The sequence below is a fragment of the Sphingomonas sp. GW821-FHT10F09 genome (assembly GCF_058809195.1).
On the sequence record NZ_JBXASI010000001.1, the window covers coordinates 14653 to 33582 of the forward strand.

Below are 18930 nucleotides of genomic sequence, written 5' to 3' on the forward strand. Positions count from 1 at the left end.
AGCCGGCGAACGGGTGAGGGCCAGCGCGCAACGCCAGATCAACGCCCCGCCTTCGCCACCTCGACCGCATAGACATGCCCCGGTCCCCACATGTTCGACCGGAACACCAGCCATTTGCCGTCGGGGGTGAAGCTGGCGTTGGGCTCCGAGCGGTAATCGTGGGGGTTGAGGTCGACCAGCCGCTCCGCATCGAACGCGCCCGGGGTGATGAGGTCGGCGCTGTTGGCGGCATGGATGCCGGCGACGTCGGGAATCGCACGCGGGCGGAGCAGCTGGATATATTTGCCGTCGGGCGCGTGCGCCGCCATCTCGGGATCGCCGCCGTCGCTGGCGAACAGCGTCCCGTCGGGCGAACTGTTGAAATGCACTCCCCAGGCGTTGCGGTCGAGATGATACCAGCGCCGCCGCGCGGTCGCGACGTCATAGCCCGCCACCCAGAAATCCTCGCCGCGCGGGGTCTGCAGGTCATACCAGACGGTCTTGCCGTCCTTGCTCCACCATTCGTGGCCGGCGATCTCCATGTTCATCGTCCGCGTGTGGAGCCGCTTCGGCGTGTCCGGCCGGTCGACGCGCACCAGCCACAGCCGGTCGACGACATGCCAGTTGCCCTCGTGGCAATAGAGCAGGACGTTGGGATCGGTCGGCGAGAATTGCAGGTGGTTGAGCCAGTCGGTCGATGCGGTGATCGTCTTCCTCGCGCCGGTTCTGATATCGATCGTGAAGATCTCCATCGGGATGCGCTGCATCAGCCGGCGGTTGATCTGCACCTCGCGCCCCTCGGCATAGGTGAGTTTCTCGCCGTTGGGGCCACGCTCCGCGGCGGGATCGCGACTGGCCATGACGCTGCCCGGGTTGACGCCCGCGCCGGGGCCGTCGCCGGTGTTGCGCGCACCCGCGAACAGCGTTTCGTCCGCGTTGATCGTCGCGATCGAATAGCCGGGCTGGAGGTCGGCGATCCGGCGGCTTTTGCCGGTGGCGATGTCATAGCCCATGATCGCGCGCGGGCCCGTTCTGGCGCCGGCGCCGGCGGGGCCGTCGTGCCCCTGCGTCTGTTCCAGCGCGGTGAGGTAATAGACGGTGCCGGTGCGGTGGCCGACGAATTGCAGGCTGACCCGGCCCGGCACGATCAGCTTCGACGTCCAGCTCCTGAGGTCGAGCGCCATGATCCCGGCGGGCGAGCTATAGGCCATCCAGCGGCCGTCGGGGGTGTAGCTGTTGACGTTGAAGTAATTGCTGCTGCTGCCCGGCTGGTCGGAGATGCGGACGACGCGATGACCGGTGGTGCGGTCGATCCAGGTCCTGGGCGGCGTCGCCTGCATGTCCGGCTTCGCCGTCAGCACCGGCACCTGTTGCGCGGTGGCGGCGGTGCTCGCCATCAGGGCGGCGGCGGCAATCCATGGCATTGGCTTCACGGGCGATTCCTCTCGGGACGGACGTTCGACCTTGCGTGGTCGATTGATGCGACAGGTTCCACATCCTGACTGTAAGGTCCATCATTTATCGGGCATTCGATCGTGTTGGCGCCGCCGGACGATGCGCCTATCATCGCCGTCACAGATGGAGGTCCCGATGAAACTCAGTGCGCGCAACCAGATTCCGGGGACGGTCGTCGGCATCACGCCGGGGGCGGTGAACGGGACGATCAAGGTCGATATCGGGGGCGGCATCATCGTCACGTCGAGCATCACCGAAGAGGCGATCGCCGATCTGGCGCTGGCGGAGGGCGATCGCGTCACCGTCGTCGTCAAGGCGAGCGACGTACTGATCGGCAAATGAGGTGAAGGTCGGCGCGCTCAAGCTGAAGCTGCAGCTCGCCTGCGGCGATGCCTATGCGCTCGGCCCGGGCAAGGCCGACCTGCTCGATGCGATCCGGCGCGACGGCTCGATCTCCGCCGCCGGCCGCGCGCTCGGCATGAGCTACCGCCGCGCCTGGCTGCTCGTCGACGAGATGAACCGCTGTTTCGCCGAGCCCTTGGTCGAGACGCTGCGCGGGGGCGGGCGCGAACGCGGCGCACGGCTGACCGCGGCGGGCGCGTCGATGCTCGCCGCCTATCGCGAGCTGGAGGCGGCGATGGCGGACGTCGCCGACCATCCCGCCTATCGCCGCCTCGCCGCCGCGCTGCGCGACGTTCCCGCCGACCCTTCGTAAAATCCTGATTCCACGGGCTGTTCGCCTGTGTCCCGCTGTGTATACGAACGGATATAGAGATTCGCCGGCAGGGCGGGGCCGACTGACCGGACAGGGGGATTGAACGATGCGTTACGGAATCAGCCTTGCGGCGATGGTGCTGTGCCTGGGGTCGGCGCCCGCGATGGCGCAGACGCAGCGCGGGGCGGCGGACCCGGCCGCGACCGCGGACGACGAGGATAACGTCCCCGAGGTGTTGGTGACCGCGCGGCTGCGGTCCGAGAATGCGCAGACGATCCCGACCAGCCTGTCGGTCGTCGGCGGCGAGCTGCTCGACCGCAGCTATACGGTGAACACGCAGTGGCTGACGACGCTGATCCCCAGCCTCAACTACAGCTCGGCCAACCCACGCAACACCGCCTTCACCATCCGTGGCCTGGGATCGAGCGTCGTCGCGGTCAGCCAGTCGAACGACGGGCTGGAACCGGGCGTCGGCTTCTACGTCGACCAGGTCTATCACGCCCGCCCCGCGACCGCGGCGTTCGACTTCGCCGACGTCGAGCGGATCGAGGAATTGCGCGGGCCGCAGGGGACGCTGTTCGGCAAGAACACCACCGCGGGGGCGATCGCCATCACCACCCGCGAACCGGTCTTCACGCGCGAGGGGTTCGCCGAACTGTCCTATGGCAGCCGCGATTTCCTGCAGGCGCGCGGCTGGGTGTCCGGCCCGATCACCGACAGCATCGCCTATCGCGTGTCGGGCGTGTCGACCCGGCGCGACGGCGTGCTCGACAACGTCCGCACCGGGCGCGCGGCGAACACGCTCGGCACGCAGGCGGTGCGCGGGCAATTGCTGTTCCGGCCCGACGACGTCATCCGGATGCGGGTCAGCGCCGATTTCACCAATTTCCAGGCCTATTGCTGCACGCAGGTCTATTATGGCGCCTCCGCGAGCCGCCGCCCGGTCGCCCGCCAATATGCCGCGCTGGCGGCGGGGATCGGCTATCGCGTGCCGAGCACCGACCCCTATGACCGGCTGACCGATATCGACGGGCCGCTCGGTGCCGACACCAACGAGGGCGGGGTGAGCGCGATCACCGACGTGACGCTGCCGTTCGGCACGCTGACCTCGGTCACCGCATGGCGCTTCTGGAACTGGGATGCGGAGAACGACCGCGATTACATCGGCGTGCCGATCCAGCTGTCGCAGCACATCCCGTCGCGGCAGGACCAGTATAGCCAGGAGCTGCGGCTGGCATCGGACGGCGCCGGGCCGCTCGGCTATGTCGTCGGCCTCTACGGATTCCGCCAGCGGATCACCGGGCGGCCGATCAGCATCTATGGCCCCGCCGCGGCCTATTGGCTGATCGGGCCGACCACCGGGGCGAATGCGACGCCGGTGCCTGCGAACCTGCTCGACGGCTATGGCCAGGACGGGCGCACCGATTTCCGCACGCAGAGCTATGCCGCGTTCGGCGAGGTCAACTGGCGGATCGTGCCGGCGCTGACGCTGACCGGCGGCCTGCGCTACACGCATGAGGACAAGGACGGATCCTATGCGACGACCGTGGCGGGCGGGCCGGCGACGACCAACGCCGCGCTGGTCAACGCCAGATTGTCGATCCTGCGCCCGCAAAGCTATACCGCGCGCGACAGCGACGGCAGCCTGTCGGGCCGCGGCAACGTCGCCTGGGCGATCAGCGACGACGTGCTCGCCTATGCCTCCTATGCGCGCGGGTTCAAATCGGGCGGAATCAACATGTCCGGCCTGCCGCTCGACAACCAGAATCGCCCGGCGCTCGCCACCGCGGTGGTCCGTCCCGAACGCAACACGACCTATGAAATCGGCCTGAAGACGCAGGCGTGGAACCGCCGCCTCGTCTTCAACATCGACGGCTATCTGACGAAGGTCCGCGATTTCCAGGCGACCCTGGTCGATTCCAGCCAGACCGTCGCATTGCGCGGTTATCTGTCGAACATCCCGCAGGTGACGGTGAAGGGGATCGAGGCGGATGCCACCGCGGTGCCGGTGCGCGGCCTGTCGCTGCGCGCCGGCCTCGCATATGCCGACGGGGAATACAGCCGTTATCCGGCGGGCCCGTGCCCGCTCGAGGTGCAGACCGCGACGACGGCGGCGTGCGACCTCAGCGGCCGGCGGCTCGCCTCGCTGCCGCGCTTCGCGGTCACCGGCGGCGTCGATTACGTCCGCCCGGTCGGCGGCGGCGCGGTCTTCGTCCATGTCGATACCGCCTCGCGCAGCGGCTTCAACGGCGATCCCAGCCTGTCGCGCGCGACCTATATCCGCGGTTACAACCTCACCAATGCCAATATCGGCTATCGCTTCGCCGACGGCATGGAAGTGGCGGTGTTCGCGCGCAATCTGCTCGATGCCGATTATATCCAGAACGTCACCGTGCAGGCCGGCAATTCCGGGCTGATCCTCGCGACGCCCAGCGACCCGCGCACCGTCGGACTGACGTTGCGATTCCATATGATGGGAGCGTAGAACAGATAATGACTTGACCGGCTGGCGCAGTCGCATAGCCTCCCGCGATTGGAGAGGAATGCCAGCATGTTCGACCATCACGCCCGGCGGGTCCGCGCCGCAGCCTTCGTCACGGCGGCGAGCGTCGCACTGGCGGCGACGCCCGCCATCGCGCAGGCCCCCGCCGCCGGAATCGCGACCCGGCAGGTGCCGGCGTCGTGGATCGACCCGACCACCGGCCGGCAGATCGTCCGCATCGACGCGACGCCGGGCAATTACGCGCTCTATTTCAACTACAATCCGTTCACCCCGCAGGGCGATCTGATGATCTATCTGACGCCGGAGGGGATCCGGGTGGTCGACCTCGCGACATGGCGGACGCGGCTGGTGCTGCGCGCGAAGGTCGACCGGCTGCTGTTCGCCGGACCGCGCAGCCGCAGCGCCTATTACACCGTGCGCGACGTCGCGGTCGACGACGGCGGGCCGTTTCAGGTGTGGCGCGTCGACCTCGACAGCGGCGCGACGCGCAAGATCGCCGATGCCCCGGGCGGGCGGATCGAGGCGATCAACGCCGACGAGACGCTGCTGGCGGGCGAGCGCGAGTTGCAACCGCCGCCGCCGACGATCGCCGCGCAGGGCCGGCGCGATCCGAAGACGGGCGCGCCGACCTATGCCGGCACCGGTCCGGACGGCAAGCCCTTGTCCTTCGCCGCCGCCAAGGGGCAGTGGATGGCGGCGCGCCTCGCCGCGCGGGTGCCGATGGAGATGTATAGCATCGCCATCGCCGACGGCCGGCGGCGGACGATCCATCGCGCCACCGACTGGCTGAACCACGTCCAGTTCTCGCCGACCGACCCCGGGCTGCTGATGTTCTGCCACGAAGGGCCATGGGACAAGGTCGACCGCATCTGGACGATCCGCACGAACGGCAAGGGGCTGACCAGGGTCCACACCCGCACCATGGCGGGGGAGATCGCCGGCCACGAATTCTGGAGCAGCGACGGGCACACGATCTGGTACGATCTGCGCACGCCGGCGAAGGAGGGCGTGGGCTGGCTGACGGGCTACGACGTCGCGAGCGGCGCGCGTACGCGGCTGGCGATCGCCGGGGACCAGAGCTCGTACCACTTCACCCAGTCGCCCGACCGGACCGTATTCGCCGGCGATGGCGGCAATGCCGGCAAGTGGATCAGCCTGTTCACGCCCCGGGCGACGGCGACGCCGCAGCCGGGCCTGATCGCGCCCGGCGTGCTCGAGACGACGCGGCTCGCCAACCTCGCGACGCACGACTACACGCTCGAGCCGAACCAGCATTTCACGCCCGACGGCAAATGGATCGTCTATCGCACCAATCTGGAGGGCGCGCCGGCGATCTATGCGGTGTCGACCGGGCGCTAGCCGAGCACGACGCCCGCCGCCGCGAACCGCGCCTCCGTCACGTCCGCGGTGGTGCGGCCGTCGCCCAGCGGCAGGGCGATGGCGCGGGTGAGGTCCTTCAGCACGATCGCCTCGAACCCGTGTTCGGCGGCGTCGAGCGCCGACCAGCCGACGCAATAGTCGTAGGCGAGGCCGACCAGCACGCAGCGCGTCACGCCGACGTCGCGCAGGAAGCCGGCAAGCCCGGTCGGCGTGGTGCGGTCGTTCTCGCGAAAGGCGGAATAGCTGTCGATCGCCGGGTCGGCCCCCTTGCGCAGGATCATGCCGGCGCGCGCCACCGCACCGGCAACGGCGGGGTGGAATTCGGCGCCATGGCTGCCCTGCACGCAATGGTCGGGCCACAGCGTCTGCGCGCCATAGGGCATGGTGACGGTGGCAAAGGGCAGGGCGCCCGCATGGCTGCTCGCGAACGAGCTGTGGCCGGCGGGGTGCCAGTCCTGCGTGACGACGACATGCGCGAACCGGCCGGCGAGATCGGCAATGCGGCCCATGATCGCGTCGCCGTCGGTTACGGCGAGCGCGCCGCCGGAACAGAAATCGTTCTGCGGATCGATGACGAGCAAGGCGTCGTTGGCGTGCGGCAGGAAGCGGGACATGCCCGCTTATCGCCCGCGGCGGCGCGCGGCGAAAGCCCCGGCCGCGCTGAAACGCGACCGGGGCTGCCGGATCAGCGGGGCGCCGTCCCGGTCGGGGCGGGAGCCGGCGCATTCGCAGCGGGCGGCGTCGCGCGGCCATCCGCAGGCGGGGGCGGCGGTGCGCGATCCGGACCGGCGCCCGGAGGCGGCGGCGGGCCGTCCCCGCGCGGACCACCAGGGCCCCCGGGACCACCGCGGCCATGCGGTCCGTGCGGGCCATGCGCCGGGCCGACTTCGCGGACCTGACCCGCGGGGTCGACGAGGAAGCGGGCGCGCAGCTGGCCGTCGTCGTAGCGGCCCTGCACCATCACCGCATTGCCCCTGGCGATGCTGCCGGTGGCATTGCGGCCGGCGTCGACCATCGCCCGGCCGGTGCCGTCCTGCACGACGAAGCGGTCGCCGAACACCTCGGCGACGCGGCCGCGGACGGTGACGATGCCGTCGCTGGATCCCAGCTTCGCGATCGGCGTCGCAATCGTCGGCGCCATCTCGATCGAGGGGCGGGTCAGCGCCACCGCGCCGGCGCCGCCGGCCGCGCCGACCGCGACCATGGCCGCCGCGCCGAGTGCGAGGCGCTGGCGGTGTCCGAGTGTCATTCTAGCCATCGAGTCTCTCCATTTGGTGTGTCGATGACGGCGTTCTAGGACAATGCGTCCGACCCCCGCTGAACCGCGCGGTTCAGGTTCGGTTTAGGGACACGGGATACCGGCAGCCGATGCGCATCTTGCTAGTGGAAGACGACAGCGAACTGGGACCGGGCATCGCGCGGGCGCTCCGCGCGGAGCATTTCGCGGTCGACCTCGTCGCCGACGGGATCGATGCTGCGCACCTGGGCGAGACGGAGGCCTATGACGCCGCGGTGCTCGACCTCGGGCTGGCGGGAAAGGACGGGATCACCGTGCTGAAGGAATGGCGCGCCGCGGGCCGCACGCTGCCGGTGCTGATCCTGACCGCGCGCGACGGCTGGTCGGACAAGGTGATGGGATTCAAGGCGGGAGCGGACGATTATCTCGTCAAGCCGTTCCGGCTGGAGGAACTGGTGATGCGGCTGCGCGCGCTGGTCCGCCGCGCTGCAGGCCATGCGCAGCCGGTCCTCGCCTGCGGGCGGCTGTCGTTCGACACCCAGATCGGCCATTTCGAACTCGACGGCCTGCCGCTCAGGCTGACCGCGTTCGAATGGCGGGTGCTGTCGGCGCTGATGTTGCGCCGCGACGCGGTGATCGAGCGACTCGACCTGCTCGAACGCGTCTACGAGGGCGATGCCGATGTCGATTCGAACAGCCTCGAGGTGATCGTCGGCCGGCTGCGCCGAAAGATCGGCGCGGAGATGATCGAAACGGTGCGCGGCCGCGGCTACCGGCTGACCTGCCCGTGACGACCCGCGCCATGCCCCGTGCCGTGCCCCGTTCGATTCAGGGCCGCATGCTGCTGCTGTCCGCGATCGCGATCCTCGCCGCGCTGGGGATCGCCGGCTGGGCGATCGGCGGCGTGCTGGAACGCGTCGTGACCGAGGGGATCGACCGCCGGCTGGATGCGGAGATCGCGCTGCTCGCCAGCGTCGTCGACCGCGACGGCCGCGTCGATCGCGCCGCGCTGGCGCAGCGGGCCGGCGCGCTCGAGAGCGCGCGTGGCTGGCGCTGGCGGATCGAGACGCCCACGGGCGCGATCGGGTCGGCGGACGTGCCGCTGGGCCGCGAAGGGCCGCATCCCCCCGGTCCCGGGCGGGAGGATACGCGTGGGCCGGAGGCGATCGACGGTCGCGATGCGCGCGGCCATGGTGTCCATGCGCGCCGGCTGGTGATGGGGCGGGTGACGCTGTTCGCCGCCGCACCGCGCGCGGTGATCGCGCGGCCGCTGCGCGATGCGCTGGTGCCGTTGGTCGCGGCGCTGGCGATCCTCGCCGCGCTGCTGGCGGCGGCGACCTGGGTGCAGTTGCGGCTCGGGCTGCGCCCGCTCGACCGGATGCGCACGCAGGTGGCGGCGATCCGGGCCGGGACGGCGTCGCGGATCGACGAGGACCAGCCGGTCGAGCTGCGCGGCCTCGCCGCCGAACTCAACGCGCTCGCCGCCGACCGCGAGGCGGCGCTGGCGACCGCGCGCCAGTCCGCGGCCAATCTGGCGCATGCGCTCAAGACGCCGGTGGCGACGCTGGCGCTCGCCCTGCGCGACGATCCGGCGAAGGCGGCGCAGGTCGACCGGATCGACGCGACGATCCGCCATCACCTGTCCCGCGCGCGCGCCGGGTCGGTCGACGTGCGCGCGAGCACGCCGCTCGCCCCCGCGGTCGCCGATCTGGTGCAGGCGATCGGCCGGCTGCATGCGGCGCGTGGCCTCGCCATCGGCACCGACGTCGCCGACGTCACCGCGGCGATGGACGCGCAGGATCTCGACGAGCTGCTCGGCAACCTGCTCGACAATGCCGCGCGCCATGCCGCGACCGGCGTGCGCGTCTCGGTGCAGCCGCAGGCGGATGCGCGCTGGTTCGATCTGGTCGTCGCCGACGACGGTCCGGGCATCCCCGCCGCCGAACGCGAACGGGTGACGCAGCCCGGCGTGCGGCTCGACGAACGCGGCGAGGGCCATGGCTTCGGCCTCGCCATCGTCCGCGAACTCGCCGAGTTGCACGGCGGCCGGCTGACGCTCGCCGAACGGCCCGGCGGCGGGCTGGCGGCGCGCGTCACCTTGCCCGCGCGGCACCAAATCGCTCCCGGTTCGTAACGCCTTTCGATCATCCGAAAGGCTTTCATGAGCAACCCCGCGTTATTCCAGCCCGTCTCCGTCGGGTCGCTGTCGCTGCGCAACCGCATCGTCATCGCGCCGATGTGCCAATATTCCGCCCAGAACGGCTGCATGACCGACTGGCATCTGATTCACCTTGGCCATCTCGCGCTGTCCGGCGCCGGCCTGCTGACGATCGAGGCGAGCGCGGTCGTGCCGGAAGGGCGGATCACCTATGCCGACGTCGGCCTGTGGGACGATGCGACCGAGGCGGCGATGGCGCGCGTCATCGAATCGATCCGGCGCCATTCCGACATGCCGATCGCGATCCAGCTGGCGCATGCCGGGCGCAAGGCATCGACCGACCTGCCGTGGAAGGGCGGCAAACAGATTGCGCCCACGCATGCCGACGGCTGGCAGACGGTCGCCCCCTCCGCGCAGCCCTTCGCCGAGGGCGAGAACGCCCCGGTCGCGCTCAACGCCGACGACCTAAAGGCGCTGTGCGACGCCTTCGCCGAATCGGCGCGGCGGGCGGCGCGGCTCGGCATCGACGCGGTGCAATTGCATGGGGCGCACGGCTATCTCCTGCACCAGTTCCTCTCGCCCCTCTCCAACCGGCGCGACGACGAGTATGGTGGCAGTCTCGACAATCGCATGCGCTTCCCGCTGGCGGTGTATGACGCCGTCCGTGCCGCCTTCCCGGCGGACCGGCCGGTGACGATGCGCGTGTCGGGCAGCGACTGGGTCGAGGGCGGCTGGGACGCCGACCAGACCGTCGCCTTCGCGCAGGCGCTGGAGGTACGCGGCTGCGCGGCGATCCACGTGTCGAGCGGCGGGCTCGACCCGCGGCAGGATATCCCGGTCGGGCCGAGCTATCAGGTGCCGCTGGCGCGCGCGGTCAAGCAGGGGTGCGGCCTGCCGGTGGTCGCGGTCGGTCTCATCACCGATTACGATCAGGCGGAGGCGATCGTCGGCACCGGTGATGCCGACATGATCGCGCTCGCCCGCACCATCCTCTACGATCCGCGCTGGCCGTGGCATGCCGCGGCGCATCTCGGCGCGCAGGTCAAGGCGCCGGACCAGTATCTCCGCTCGCAGCCACGCCAGTATCGCGACCTGTTCGACGTCTGACGGTCAATTGTCCGACTAGACGAATCCTGTTTGGCGTTGGATGAAGCGCGGCCACGACGAGAGGATGCCCGCATGACCGACCATGATGTCCGAACCCTGCTGCCCGTGCAGGCGATGCTGGGCGAGGGGCCGGTCTGGATCGGGCGCGATGCCGCTTTGTGGTTCGTCGACATCAAGAGCCGGCACATCCACCGCGTCGATCCGGCGACCGGCGCGGCGCGGCGCTGGGATGCGCCGGATCAGGTCGGCTGGGTGCTGCCGAGCGCCGACGGCGGCATGGTCGCGGGGCTGCGCACCGGGCTGCATCGCTTCGATCCCGCCGACGGCAGCTTCGCCGCACTCGCCCGGCCGGAGGGGGATCCCGCCGGCAACCGGCTCAACGATGCGGCGACCGATGGCGCGGGCCGGATCTGGTTCGGGACGATGGACGACGCCGAGCAGGAGGCGAGCGGGCGGCTGTATCGTTATGCCGACGGCGCGGTCGTCGACAGCGGCCTTGCGCCGGTGTGCATCACCAACGGCCCGGCGATTTTCGAAACGACGCTGTACCACACGGATACGCTCGCCCGGACGATCTGGCGCGCGACGATCCGCGACGACGGCACGCTCGGCGCGGCGGAACGGTTCGTCACGATCGAGGACGGCGCCGGCCATCCGGACGGGTCGGTCGTCGATGCCGATGGCTGCCTGTGGGTCGCGCTGTGGGGCGGCTGGGGCGTGCGGCGCTACGATCCCGCCGGCGTGCTGATGGGCAGGGTGGACCTGCCCGCGTCGAACATCACCAAGATCGCCTTTGGCGGCGAGGACCTGCGCACCGCCTTCGCGACCAGCGCGCGCAAGGGCCTCGACGCCGCGGCGCTGGCGGCGCAGCCCGAGGCGGGCAACGTCTTCGCCTTCGACCCCGGCGTCACCGGCCTTGCGGTGACGCCGGTCGCGCTGGCCTGAGCCGTTACTGCTCGCGCGTGCCGTCGACGCGGCGGGCGATGCCCCAGGCGTTGGCGTCGTCCAGCCCCGCGGGTAGCAGCGCCGGCGCGAGGTTCTGGAAGCAGACCGGGCGCAGGAAGCGCGCGATCGCCAGCGTGCCGACCGAGGTCGTACGCCCGTCGCTGGTCGCCGGGAACGGACCGCCATGGACCATCGCCGGTGCGACCTCGACCCCGGTCGGCCAGCCGTTGGCGAGGATGCGACCGACGCGGCGCGCGACGACCGGGACCAGCGCCGCGGCATCGGCTTCGTCGGCCGGGTCCATCTGCAGCGTCGCGGTCAGCTGGCCTTCCAGTCCCGCGACCACCGCCGCGATCTCGCCGATGTCGCGGCAGCGGACGACGACCGAGGACGATCCGAACACCTCGTGGCCGAGCGCGGTATCGGCGAGGAACGCCTGCGCATCCGTCTCGAACACCGCGCCCACCGCCTGGTTGACGCCCTCGCCGACCTTGCCGCGTGCCACGGTGCGTACCGCATCATGGCCGGCGAGCGCGTCGACGCCCTTCTCGAAGCTGGCATGGATGCCCGGCGACAGCATCGTCGCCGGCGCGGCCTCGGTCATCGCCGCGGCGGCGGCGGCGACGAACGCGTCGAGGTCGGGGCCGTCGATCGCCAGCACCAGCCCAGGGTTGGTGCAGAACTGGCCCGCGCCCATCGTCAGCGACGCGACGAACTCCTTGCCCAGCGCCTCGCCGCGCGCGGCGAGCGCGGCGGGGAAGAGGATGACCGGGTTGATGCTCGACATCTCGGCATAGACCGGGATCGGCTCGGGCCGTTCGGACGCGATGCGGACGAGCGCGAGACCGCCGGCGCGCGAGCCGGTGAAGCCGACCGCCTGGATGCGCGGATCGGCGACCAGCGCGCCGCCCAGCGCATTGGTCTCGCCGGGCAGATAGGAAAAGACGCCCGCGGGCAGGCCGGCGTCCGCCACCGCCTGCCGGATCGCGCGCGCGACCAGCTCGCCGGTACCGGGATGCGCCGGATGCCCCTTCACCACCACCGGGCAGCCGGCGGCGAGCGCCGAGGCGGTGTCGCCACCCGCCACCGAGAAGGCGAGCGGGAAGTTGGACGCGCCGAACACCGCGACCGGGCCGATCGCCAGGTTGATGCGGCGCAGGTCGGGCCGGGGCAGCGGCGCGCGGTCGGGCAGCGCCGGATCGATCGTCGCATCGAGGAAATCGCCCTGCCGCACGACGCCCGCGAACAGCCGAAGCTGGCCAACGGTGCGGCCGCGCTCGCCCTCCAGCCGGGCGCGGGGCAGGCCGCTCTCGCTCATCGCGCGCACGATCAGGTCGTCGCCGATCGCGAGGATGTTGGCGGCGATCGCCTCGAGGAAGGCGGCGCGTGCTTCGAGGTCGGTCGCGGCATAGGCGGGGAAGGCCGCCTCGGCGAGCGCGCACGCCTCGGCGACGGCATCGGTGCCGGCAGACGAGAAATCGGGGGAGAGCGTTTCGCCGGTCGCGGGATTGACCGCGGTGAACCGGTCGGTGGCCTGGCGTGCTTCGCCGCCGATCAGCAGGGCGCCGTCGATCATGGAAATACCTCTCGCGGAATGTCTGTTGGTAAATGTCGGACGAATACTAGGGACTGGCGCCGCTTACGACAATGGTAGCGTTATCCGGCGTCGCCGCGCGTCCGTCACTGGAGCCGTTTCGCCCGATCCGTGTTCGCGTCCGCGGCCTGCGGATCGAGGTCCCATATCGCTGCGACCTGCTCCACCGCCTTGCGCGCGATCGCGTCGAGCGGTTCGGGGCAATGCGCCTGCACGTCCCAATTGTGCCCGGACAGATCGTGCCGCAACAGTCCCTCGTCCGGTTCGGCGAGCGTCGGCAGCATGAACTCGATCCGCGCGCCCTGGCTGTCCATCGCCAGTCGCAGCGCCGCCTGGTTCAATTCGTCGCGCAGCGCCTCGGCGCTCAATCGGGGGCGGTTCATCACTGTGGTCGCGCCATGACGATATCGGGTCCCTGCCTGTCCGCCATCAACCGCGACGACGGCGCGATCGTTCCCGCGCCGATGCGGATCCGACCGTCGGCGCCGTTGCGGCGCGCGCGAAAACCGGCATGGAGGGCGGATGCGCTATCTCCCCCTCGTCGCCCTGATCCTCGCCAGTCCTGCCGTTGCCCAGACCACCGGCCCCGACATCGTCGTCACCGGCCGCGGCCTGCCCGCCTCGCCGGGCGAGCGCGCGTTCGACATCGTCACCATCGATCGCGACCGGTTGCAGGCGAACGCCAGCCAGCGGCTCGAAAGCGTGCTCGCCGACGTCGCCGGCCTTCAGCAGTTCCGCCGCTCGGACAGCCGCAGCGCGAATCCGACCAGCCAGGGCGTCACGCTGCGCGGCATCGGCGGCAATGCGTCGAGCCGCGCGCTGCTGATCCTCGACGGCGTGCCGCAGGCCGATCCGTTCGGCGGCTGGGTCGCGTTTCCGGCCTATGCCACCGGCCGCCTCGGGCAGGTGCGGGTGACGCGCGGCGGCGGCAGCGGCTATTTCGGGCCGGGGGCGCTCGCCGGTACGATACAGCTCGACAGTGCCACACCCGACCAACTGGCGCCGCTGGAGGCGAGCGCCTTCTACGGCAGCCGCGATTCGGTCGACGCGCAGGGATCCGCGGCGCTGGTACGCGAGGGCGGCTTCGCGACATTGTCGGCGGCCTATGCGCGCGGCGACGGCTTCGTGCCGACGGTGGCTTCCAGTCGCGGCCCGGTCGATCAGGCCGCGCCCTACGAACAGGCATCGGCCGCGTTGCGCACCGTGGTGACGATCGCCCCGGCCACCGAACTGCAAACCAACGTGAATGGCTTCACCGACCACCGCACCCGCGGCACCCCCTTCACCGCCAACCGGTCGCAGGGGGCGGACGCCAGCGTGCGACTGGTCGGGCGTGGGCGCTGGGGCTGGTCGGCGCTCGCCTATCTCCAGACCCGCGCCTTCGCGTCGGGCTTCGCCAGCGTCAACGCGGCGCGCACCACGGTCGCCCAGTCGCTGAACCAGTACAACACCCCCGCCACCGGCCTCGGCGCGCGGCTGGAGGTGCAGCCCCCGGTCGGCGGCGCGGTAGACCTGCGACTCGGCGCCGATGTGCGCGACGTGTCGGGCAAGACGCAGGAGCTGTTCACGTTCGTCAACGCCAGCCCGACCCGGCGGCGCGAGGCGGGCGGGTCGACCCGGACCAATGGCCTGTTCGCCGATGGCAGCGTCGCGCTGGGTACGCTGACGCTGACCGGCGCGGCGCGGGTCGACTGGTGGCGCATCGACGGCGGCTATCTCAGCGAACGGCCGATAGCGGGCGGCGCGGCGCTGACCGACAGTCGCTTCGCAGATCGCAACGGCAGCGCCTTCACCGGGCGGGTCGGCGCGGCATGGCAGCCGCTGGATGCGGTGACGCTGCGCGCGGCGGGCTATCGCGGCTGGCGGCTGCCGACGCTCAACGAACTCTATCGCCCGTTCCGCGTCGGCAACGACGTCACCGCAGCGAATGCGGCGCTGGCACCGGAGCGGCTGACCGGGATCGAGGGCGGGGTGACGCTGACCCCGTTCGCGGGCGCCAGCCTGGCGGCGACGCTGTTCCACAACCGGCTGGACGATGCGATCGCCAACGTGACGCTGTCGTCGACGCCGACCAGTGCGTCGCGCGTGCGCCGCAACCTCGATGCGATCCGGTCGACCGGAGTAGAGGTCGATGCCGCGTACCGGTTCGGCGCGTTTTCCGCGCTGGCCTCTTGGAGCCATGTCGATGCGCGGGTGAAGGCGTCGGGCGCGGCGGCGACGCTCGACCACCTGCGCCCGGCGCAAACGCCGCGCGACGCGGTGTCGGGCACGCTCGGCTGGCGGCAGGACGCGGCGGCCCTGTCGGCGACGCTGCGCCACGTCGCGCGCCAGTTCGACGACGACCAGAACAGCCGCAGCCTCGCCCCCGCGACGACGCTGGACGGCTTTGCCGCGCTGCCCGTGACGCGCGCCCTGACGATCGAGGCACGCGCCGAGAACGTCCTCGACGCCCGGGTCGAGGCGGGGATCAGCGGCGCCAACGTCGTCGAACGCGCCGCGCCGCGGACCCTGTGGATCGGCGTACGGGCGAGGATCGGCTGAGCGCGCTCGGTTTGATCGGACGGACGCGATGGCCGGTTCCGATGGGATGGCATTAGCGGGCTGCCTTGCCGCACGCCAAGATCTCCGCGTCTTCGTCCGCCTGCCCTCATGCGCTTCGAATTGAATGTCGCTCTGGACCGGGACGGAATCGACGTTCCGAATTTCGAGGTCGCAGCAGGCGCCACAGGCACTCCGTCGCCCCGGACTTGTTCCGGAATCTATCGGTCCGAGGACTAAATCCTGTAGCGGGTGCTGCACGGTCGATGCCGGAACCTGGCTGATTCCACTTCGGTTGGGGGTCGTGAGAAGCAGAGAATCGGGTTCACTCGAATGCGGGCCGGTGTTGCGCCCGCCGGATCAGCGGCTCTCCCCATCCAGCCATGGAAATGACAGGGTGACGCCGCCGCAAATCTTACGCCTCCGCGTTCTTCGCGCCTCCGCGCGAAACATACCTCGTTTACGGAAGCGCTTCCATGGGAGTTCAAGCGGGACTGATATCCGGTGTCGTAAAGTCGCGAGGGGTTCAAAAATCGCATCCTCACCTCTAGCTTGTTTCGGGGGCTATCGGTCTGCAGACCAAATGCTGTCGAGGGTGCGGCTCGATGGATGCCGGGACGAGTCCGGCATGACGGCCGCGTGCCCATGGCAGGGCGACGATGCCGCACGCGATCCACCTCCGCGTCTCCGCGTCTTCGCGTGGTCACATGTCTTCGCCCGCCCAGCCTGAGCCGCATGGTCACCCGCGCCCGCCAGAGCGCTTGCCATCCTTCGCCGGGTGAGGAACACACGCCGCCGTGGTCTTCCGTTTCTGTCTGCCCCTCGCGCTGATGACGCTTGCCGCCTGTGCGGCGCCGCCGCGGCAGGGGGGTATCGTCTCGACCAATCCGTGTGCCGATGCGATCCTCGCGACGATCGCGCCCGACCGGCTGGCGGCGATCAGCCAATATTCGCACGATCCCGGCGCGACCTCGCTGCCGCTCGCCGTCGCGCGGCGCTATCCGGCGGTGGCGGGAACGGCGGAGGAGGTGATCGCGCGCCACCCCGATCTGGTCGTCACCGACATCTTCGCCCCCGCCGCGACGCGCGAGGCCTATGCCCGCGCCGGCCTGACGGTGCTGACGCTCGACGCCCCCGCGACGATCGCGGCGAGCGAGGCGCAGGTGATCGCCATCGCGAAGGCCGCCGGGGTGCCCGCGCGCGGCGCGGCGCTGGTCCGCGCGATCGAGACCGCAGTGCAGCCAGCGCGTGGAGCCAGGCCGCCGGTGCTGCTGTTCATCGCCGGCGATCTCGCCAATGGCGGCGGCACCTTGCTCGACGATCTGCTTGCCCGGGCCGGGCTGCGCAACGCCGCCGCCGATTACGGGCTCGCCTTCACCGGCACGCTGCCGATCGAGACGATCGCGGCGCATCCGCCGCGTGCGGTCCTCAGCGACGGCGACGGCCGCACCGCCGATCTGCGCCGTCGCATCCTGGCGCGTAGCGGCGCGGCGACGGTCGAGGTCGCCTTTCCGCACGAACTGATGAATTGCGGCGGGCCGGCGATCGTGCCGGCGCTGCGCCGGCTGACCGCGATCCGCACGGCGCTGACGTCGTGAACCGTCCGCTTCGCCTTGTCCTCCTCGCCGCGCTGGTCGTGATCGGGTTCGCGCTGTCGCTGGCGGCGGGCAAGCAATGGCTGCCATGGGGCGATCCGGCCGCCACCGCGATCTTCGTCGAACTGCGCCTGCCGCGCGCGGTGCTCGGCCTGCTGCTCGGCGCATTCCTCGGGCTGAACGGGGCGGTGCTGCAGGGCTTCCTGCGCAATCCGCTCGCCGATCCGGCGGTGGTCGGCGTCTCGTCCTGCGCCGCCTTCGGTGCGGTCGCCGCGATCCTCTATGCCGGTGCGACCAGCCTCGGCCTGTTCGGTGCGGCGATGGCGGGGGCGCTGGCGGCGATGGCGTTGCTGGTCGCGCTGACCTGGCGTGGCGCGGACGCGGTGACGTTCGTGCTCGCCGGCACCGTGCTGTCGAGCCTTGCCGGCGCGCTCACCGCCTTCCTCATCGCGATCGCACCCAATCCCTATGCGGTGGCAGGCGTGATCGACTGGCTGATGGGCGCGCTGACCGACCGCGGCCTCGCCGACCTCGCCCGCGCCGCGCCGTTCCTGATCGCCGGCGGCGTGTTGCTCGCGTTCGCCGGGCCGGGGCTCGACGCGCTGACGCTGGGCGAGGATGCGGCGCGCTCGCTCGGGGTGCGCATCGGGCGGGTACAGGCGCTGGTCGTGCTCGGTACCGGGCTCGGCGTCGGCGCGGGCGTCGCGGCGACGGGGGTGATCGGCTTCGTCGGGCTGGTCGTGCCGCATATGCTGCGACCGCTGTTCGGTCATCGTCCGTCCGCGCTGCTGTGGCCGAGCGCGCTCGGCGGGGCGGCGCTGGTGCTGCTGGCCGACAGCCTGTGCCGTCTCGCGCCCGGGGCGAGCGAGGTGCGGCTGGGCGTGGCGATGGCATTGCTCGGCGCGCCTTTCTTCCTCGCCCTCTTGCTCCGTCACCGGAACCGCGCGTGGATCTGATCGCGCAGGATCTGGCGGTCGCGCTCGGCGGGCGGCGGGTGCTGGAGGGCGTGGCGGCGACGTTGCGACCGGGGCGGGTGACCGCGATCCTCGGGCCGAACGGCGCCGGCAAGAGCAGCCTGCTGCGCGCGCTTGCCGGCCTGATCGCCCCCGCTGCGGGTCGGGTGACGATCGGCGGGCGCGATGTCGCCGCTTTGTCCGATGGCGAGCGCGCGCGGCGGATCGGCTATCTGCCGCAGGCGGCAGCGGTGCATTGGAACGTCACCGTGCACGAAGTCGTGGCGCTCGGCCGCGTGCCGTATCGCACGCCCTTCGCCGCTCCGTCCGCACAGGACCGCACGGCCATCGCCGCTGCGCTCGCCGCGACCGACACCGCGGCGCTGGTCGACCGGCGTATCTCCGACCTGTCCGGTGGCGAGCGGGCGCGGGTGCTGCTGGCGCGCGTGCTGGCGGGGGAACCCGACTGGCTGCTCGCCGACGAACCGCTCGCCAGCCTCGACCCCGCGCATCAGGTCGACATCCTCGACCGCCTCCGCGACGTCGCGCAGCAGGGCCGCGGCGTATTGCTGATCCTCCACGACATGGCGCAAGCCGCACGAGCCGCCGACGATGTGCTCCTGCTGAAGCAGGGGCGGCTGGTCGCGGCGGGCGCGACCGCAGCGGTGCTGACCCCCGATCGCGTCGCCGACGTGTTCGACGTCCACGTCGCGCGGCTGCCGGGTAGCGCGATGATGATACCGATCGGCCGCATCGCGCGCTGAGCCGTCC

At 71.0% G+C, this 18930-nt stretch carries 17 protein-coding genes; 12 read left to right on the plus strand and 5 right to left on the minus strand.

All coding sequences use genetic code 11. From position 1 onward, the window contains the following. Positions 1-38: 38 nt before the first annotated feature. Positions 39-1403: an oligogalacturonate lyase family protein gene (locus AC1RTO_RS00075; RefSeq protein WP_493160292.1), complete on the minus strand. Its 1365-nt coding sequence runs from the start codon at positions 1401-1403 to the stop codon at positions 39-41. Positions 1404-1569: 166 nt separating this feature from the next. Between AC1RTO_RS00075 and AC1RTO_RS00080 the strand changes: the two genes are divergently transcribed. From AC1RTO_RS00080 to AC1RTO_RS00095, 4 genes are all read left to right on the plus strand, one after another. Beyond that, complete coding sequence (locus tag AC1RTO_RS00080; protein WP_293875135.1) at positions 1570-1776, plus strand: TOBE domain-containing protein; 207 nt, start codon at positions 1570-1572, stop codon at positions 1774-1776. 1 nt (position 1777) lies between these two features. Then, on the plus strand, positions 1778-2149 hold the full coding sequence (locus AC1RTO_RS00085) for a winged helix-turn-helix domain-containing protein (protein WP_493158946.1): 372 nt from the start codon (positions 1778-1780) through the stop codon (positions 2147-2149). A gap of 106 nt (positions 2150-2255) precedes the next feature. Next, the gene (locus AC1RTO_RS00090; RefSeq protein ID WP_493158947.1) at positions 2256-4634 is read left to right on the plus strand and encodes a TonB-dependent receptor; all 2379 of its coding nucleotides are present in this window, start codon (positions 2256-2258) and stop codon (positions 4632-4634) included. 66 nt (positions 4635-4700) lie between these two features. Further along, positions 4701-6011, plus strand: coding sequence for an oligogalacturonate lyase family protein (locus AC1RTO_RS00095; protein WP_493158948.1), 1311 nt, complete (start codon positions 4701-4703; stop codon positions 6009-6011). Here the strand turns inward: AC1RTO_RS00095 and pncA are convergent. Next, a complete protein-coding gene (pncA, locus tag AC1RTO_RS00100; RefSeq protein WP_493158949.1) occupies positions 6008-6646 on the minus strand; it encodes a bifunctional nicotinamidase/pyrazinamidase in 639 nt (212 codons plus the stop codon). The two genes, AC1RTO_RS00095 and pncA, sit on opposite strands and share 4 nt — an antisense overlap. 71 nt (positions 6647-6717) lie before the next feature. Next, positions 6718-7290: a hypothetical protein gene (locus tag AC1RTO_RS00105; RefSeq protein WP_493158950.1), complete on the minus strand. Its 573-nt coding sequence runs from the start codon at positions 7288-7290 to the stop codon at positions 6718-6720. A gap of 110 nt (positions 7291-7400) precedes the next feature. On the opposite strand from AC1RTO_RS00105, the gene AC1RTO_RS00110 reads away from it, so the two are divergent. The 4 genes from AC1RTO_RS00110 (at position 7401) to AC1RTO_RS00125 (ending at position 11479) form a co-directional block, all read left to right on the plus strand. Next, positions 7401-8060 carry a response regulator gene (locus AC1RTO_RS00110; RefSeq protein WP_493158951.1) on the plus strand — a complete coding sequence of 220 codons (660 nt, stop codon included), beginning with the start codon at positions 7401-7403 and terminating at the stop codon, positions 8058-8060. 23 nt (positions 8061-8083) lie between these two features. Then, a complete protein-coding gene (locus AC1RTO_RS00115; RefSeq protein ID WP_493158952.1) occupies positions 8084-9403 on the plus strand; it encodes a sensor histidine kinase in 1320 nt (439 codons plus the stop codon). A 27-nt stretch (positions 9404-9430) separates the two neighbouring features. Continuing rightward, positions 9431-10534, plus strand: coding sequence for an NADH:flavin oxidoreductase/NADH oxidase (locus tag AC1RTO_RS00120; RefSeq protein ID WP_493158953.1), 1104 nt, complete (start codon positions 9431-9433; stop codon positions 10532-10534). Between the two features lie 72 nt (positions 10535-10606). Next, positions 10607-11479, plus strand: coding sequence for an SMP-30/gluconolactonase/LRE family protein (locus tag AC1RTO_RS00125; RefSeq protein WP_493158954.1), 873 nt, complete (start codon positions 10607-10609; stop codon positions 11477-11479). A 4-nt stretch (positions 11480-11483) separates the two neighbouring features. Here AC1RTO_RS00125 and AC1RTO_RS00130 read toward each other — a convergent pair whose 3' ends face one another. Together AC1RTO_RS00130 and AC1RTO_RS00135 are read right to left on the minus strand one after the other, a co-directional pair. Then, positions 11484-13055 (minus strand): aldehyde dehydrogenase (NADP(+)), encoded by a 1572-nt coding sequence (locus AC1RTO_RS00130; protein WP_493158955.1) that lies wholly within the window; start codon positions 13053-13055, stop codon positions 11484-11486. Positions 13056-13159: 104 nt separating this feature from the next. After that, positions 13160-13456: a hypothetical protein gene (locus AC1RTO_RS00135; protein WP_493158956.1), complete on the minus strand. Its 297-nt coding sequence runs from the start codon at positions 13454-13456 to the stop codon at positions 13160-13162. Positions 13457-13595: 139 nt separating this feature from the next. Between AC1RTO_RS00135 and AC1RTO_RS00140 the strand changes: the two genes are divergently transcribed. The 4 genes from AC1RTO_RS00140 (at position 13596) to AC1RTO_RS00155 (ending at position 18923) form a co-directional block, all read left to right on the plus strand. Continuing rightward, the gene (locus AC1RTO_RS00140) at positions 13596-15614 is read left to right on the plus strand and encodes a TonB-dependent receptor (protein ID WP_493158957.1); all 2019 of its coding nucleotides are present in this window, start codon (positions 13596-13598) and stop codon (positions 15612-15614) included. 794 nt (positions 15615-16408) lie between these two features. Continuing rightward, positions 16409-17209, plus strand: coding sequence for an ABC transporter substrate-binding protein (locus AC1RTO_RS00145; protein ID WP_493158958.1), 801 nt, complete (start codon positions 16409-16411; stop codon positions 17207-17209). After that, positions 17206-18162: a FecCD family ABC transporter permease gene (locus tag AC1RTO_RS00150; protein WP_493158959.1), complete on the plus strand. Its 957-nt coding sequence runs from the start codon at positions 17206-17208 to the stop codon at positions 18160-18162. The genes AC1RTO_RS00145 and AC1RTO_RS00150 overlap by 4 nt, the downstream gene beginning before the upstream one ends. Beyond that, a complete protein-coding gene (locus AC1RTO_RS00155; RefSeq protein ID WP_493158960.1) occupies positions 18153-18923 on the plus strand; it encodes an ABC transporter ATP-binding protein in 771 nt (256 codons plus the stop codon). The genes AC1RTO_RS00150 and AC1RTO_RS00155 overlap by 10 nt, the downstream gene beginning before the upstream one ends. Positions 18924-18930: the final 7 nt, after the last annotated feature.

Bases quoted from the DNA above. Each gene is read 5' to 3' on its own strand.
- AC1RTO_RS00120 (WP_493158953.1), top strand. From the start codon at position 9,431: ATGAGCAACCCCGCGTTATTCCAGCCCGTCTCCGTCGGGTCGCTGTCG.
- AC1RTO_RS00130 (WP_493158955.1), bottom strand. From the start codon at position 13,055: ATGATCGACGGCGCCCTGCTGATCGGCGGCGAAGCACGCCAGGCCACC.
- pncA (WP_493158949.1), bottom strand. From the start codon at position 6,646: ATGTCCCGCTTCCTGCCGCACGCCAACGACGCCTTGCTCGTCATCGAT.
- AC1RTO_RS00090 (WP_493158947.1), top strand. From the start codon at position 2,256: ATGCGTTACGGAATCAGCCTTGCGGCGATGGTGCTGTGCCTGGGGTCG.
- AC1RTO_RS00105 (WP_493158950.1), bottom strand. From the start codon at position 7,290: ATGGCTAGAATGACACTCGGACACCGCCAGCGCCTCGCACTCGGCGCG.
- AC1RTO_RS00080 (WP_293875135.1), top strand. From the start codon at position 1,570: ATGAAACTCAGTGCGCGCAACCAGATTCCGGGGACGGTCGTCGGCATC.
- AC1RTO_RS00125 (WP_493158954.1), top strand. From the start codon at position 10,607: ATGACCGACCATGATGTCCGAACCCTGCTGCCCGTGCAGGCGATGCTG.
- AC1RTO_RS00140 (WP_493158957.1), top strand. From the start codon at position 13,596: ATGCGCTATCTCCCCCTCGTCGCCCTGATCCTCGCCAGTCCTGCCGTT.
- AC1RTO_RS00135 (WP_493158956.1), bottom strand. From the start codon at position 13,456: ATGAACCGCCCCCGATTGAGCGCCGAGGCGCTGCGCGACGAATTGAAC.
- AC1RTO_RS00075 (WP_493160292.1), bottom strand. From the start codon at position 1,403: ATGCCATGGATTGCCGCCGCCGCCCTGATGGCGAGCACCGCCGCCACC.
- AC1RTO_RS00095 (WP_493158948.1), top strand. From the start codon at position 4,701: ATGTTCGACCATCACGCCCGGCGGGTCCGCGCCGCAGCCTTCGTCACG.
- AC1RTO_RS00110 (WP_493158951.1), top strand. From the start codon at position 7,401: ATGCGCATCTTGCTAGTGGAAGACGACAGCGAACTGGGACCGGGCATC.